We start from the raw sequence: 2815 nt of genomic DNA, 5'->3' as shown, positions 1-2815 counted from the left end.
CTCAAAGGCCCGGTCGACCGGGACCTCGAGCTCGACGGTTTCGATATCGGGATAGGCCGCGCGCTGCTTCTCGGCCGAATAGAGCCCGGCATAGGCCGCCGGGTTGGTGCCTTCGCCGGTGCGCAGCCGCGCCAGGGCCTCGAATTTCGGCGGGTCGATCGCATCGGTGGTGACGTCGTAGATCCGCGGGAGCTTGCGGTACTGGTAGGTGAGGTAGGCCGGGTAGGCGAGGATCGCGGCGTCCATCAGCAGTGCGAACAGGATCCGGCCCATGCCGCGGGTGCCGTTCTGCCAGATCGCGGCGAAGGCGGCGAGGCCGAGCAGGATCGACAGGGCGGCCAGGCCCAGCGCGCCGAAGAAGGTCGCCAGCGCCGGTTTGACCTCGAGGAACCCGAACCGGACGATCAGGATCGAGACCACAACCGCTACGACGGCAAAGATCGCGAGGTTGCGCGACCAGGTGGCGAGACCGGACACGGGCTCCTGCTGGTAGGGAGCGGAAAACCTGCGCGCCATCGTCGAAAAATCTGCCGGTTGATGTCCCCGGCGACCTCAGCCGCCGCCAATGATCGTGTGAGACCACGGACCTGCGGCGAATTCAAGGGATTTGGGCATTGCCGTTCACCCTCCCTGGAGGGGAGGACTATCGCAAATGGCCTGCCTCCGCAGCGGCGCACTGCCAAAATATCGAAAACAACCCCATGCAAAGTAGCCGGCGACGTGCCGGCATTCGACACCGGGAGGATCAGTTCGCATGAAATGCGAACCGTGGTGGGGTGAAGGTCTCTCAAATCGGGCGCTGCCCGCGTGGAGAGATCACCCCACCCCGCCTCACATCTCGCTTTGAGCCCCCTCCAGGGGAGGGTGAAGCATCACGCCGCGGCGGTCGGGAAGGTGTAATCCTTGAACTGGTCGCGCAGCGCGGTCTTCAGGATCTTGCCGGTCGCGGTGTGCGGAATGCCGTCGACGAAGGCGACGTCGTCGGGCACCCACCATTTGGCGATCTTGCCGTCCATGAACTTCAGGATGTCCTCGCGGGTGGCGCTCTGGCCCTGCTTGAGCTGCACGATCAGGAGCGGCCGCTCGTCCCATTTCGGGTGATGGACGCCGATCACGGCGGCCTCGGCGACCGCCGGATGGCCGACCGCGAGGTTTTCCAGGTCGATCGACGAGATCCACTCGCCGCCGGACTTGATCACGTCCTTGGAGCGGTCGGTGATCCGCATGTAGCCGTGCTCGTCCATCGTCGAGACGTCGCCGGTGTCGAAGAAGCCGGCATCGTCGAGGATGTTGGCGTCGACCCGGAAATAGGCCTTGGCGATCGCGGGACCGGAGACCTTGAGGCGGCCGAAGGTCTTGCCGTCCCACGGCAGCTCCTTGCCCGCATCGTCGGTGATCTTCATCTCGATGCCGAACGGCGGATAGCCCTGGGTCTGCAGGATGTCGAGCCGCTCCTCGCCGCTGCGATCGGTGAACGGCGGCTTCAGCGTCGCCAGCGTGCCGAGCGGACTCATCTCGGTCATGCCCCAGGCGTGGCGCACCTGGCTGCCCATGTCGAGGAACGCCTTGATCATCGAGCGCGGCATCGCCGAGCCGCCGCAGATCACCATCTGGAGGTCCGGCAGCTTGAAATTGTTGGCGGCCATGTATTGCAGCAGCATCAGCCACACCGTGGGGACACCCGCGGTATGGGTGACCCTCTCGGTCGACAGCAGCTCGTAGACCGAGGCGCCGTCGAGCTTCGGGCCCGGCATCACGAGCTTGGTGCCCATCGACGGTGCGGAGAAGGCGATGCCCCAGCTGTTGGCATGGAACAAGGGGACCACCGGAAGCATTGTGTCCGAGGCGGAGGTGCCGAGCGCGTCCTTGGAGTTGGCCATCAGCGCGTGCAACACGTTGGACCGGTGCGAATAAAGTACACCCTTGGGATCGCCCGTGGTGCCGGAGGTGTAGCACATCGCCGCCGCGGTGTTCTCGTCGAAGGTCTTCCATTCGAACTTGCCGTCCGATGCCGCGATCCAATCCTCATAGGCGACCGCGTTCTTCAGCGTGGTCTGCGGCATGTGCGCCTTGTCGGTCAGCACCACGTAGCGCTCGACGCTCGGCAGCTGGCTGGCGATCTTCTCCAGCACCGGGACGAAGGTGAGATCGGTGATGACGATGCGGTCCTGGGCGTGGTTGACGATCCAGGCGATCTGTTCCGGAAACAGGCGTGGATTGACCGTATGGCAGATCGCGCCGATCCCCATGATGCCGTACCAGACCTCGAGGTGGCGCCAGGTGTTCCAGGCGATGGTGGCGACGCGGTCGCCGAGCTTGATGCCGTCGCGCTCCAGGCTCTGCGAGACCTTCAGCGCGCGGGCATGGATTTCGGCGTAGGTGGTGCGATGAATCGGGCCTTCGACCGACCGCGTCACGACTTCCTGCGTGCCGTGATATTTGGCGGCGTGCTCAATAATCTTGTGGCACAGCAAGGGCCAATCTTGCATCAAACCAAGCATACGCAAATCCCTCCTCGATCCTCACGCATGATCCACCGGCATCTTGGACGGCCGGCAGTAAAATCATGGAATTGACATGAACTGTAGCGCGGAGAAAGCAAGCCGAAAATGGCCTGTTGGCGCGTTTCGTCGCGGGGGCGCGGCAATGGTTACCGCTGCCGCGGCGTTGCTTTGCCTTGGCATGCAAGCGGGCCCCGCGGAGGCCGCCCGCGGCGCGCCGAGCTTTCCATGGGACGATTTGTTCGGCACCCGGCCGCAAAGGTCGCACAAGTCAGCGCGCCGCTCAGCCGTGCCGCTGCCGAGGCCGCGCCCGG

General features: G+C 64.7%; 1 protein-coding gene and 1 pseudogene. Both read right to left on the bottom strand.

The window, feature by feature from the left end; all coding sequences use genetic code 11:
• A pseudogene (locus H8A95_RS42400) lies at positions 1 to 516 on the bottom strand (DUF1499 domain-containing protein); the annotation flags it as partial.
• Between the two features lie 356 nt (positions 517 to 872).
• Positions 873 to 2501: a fatty-acid--CoA ligase gene (locus H8A95_RS42395; RefSeq protein WP_229188367.1), complete on the bottom strand. Its 1629-nt coding sequence runs from the start codon at positions 2499 to 2501 to the stop codon at positions 873 to 875.
• Positions 2502 to 2815 lie beyond the last annotated feature (314 nt).

This window comes from Bradyrhizobium oropedii, assembly GCF_020889685.1.
Classification (GTDB): Bacteria; Pseudomonadota; Alphaproteobacteria; order Rhizobiales; family Xanthobacteraceae; genus Bradyrhizobium; species Bradyrhizobium oropedii.
This window is presented reverse-complemented; position numbering and strand designations above follow the sequence as displayed.

Excerpts from the sequence above, each read along its gene's own strand:
- H8A95_RS42395 (WP_229188367.1), bottom strand. The coding sequence starts at position 2,501 with ATGCTTGGTTTGATGCAAGATTGGCCCTTGCTGTGCCACAAGATTATT.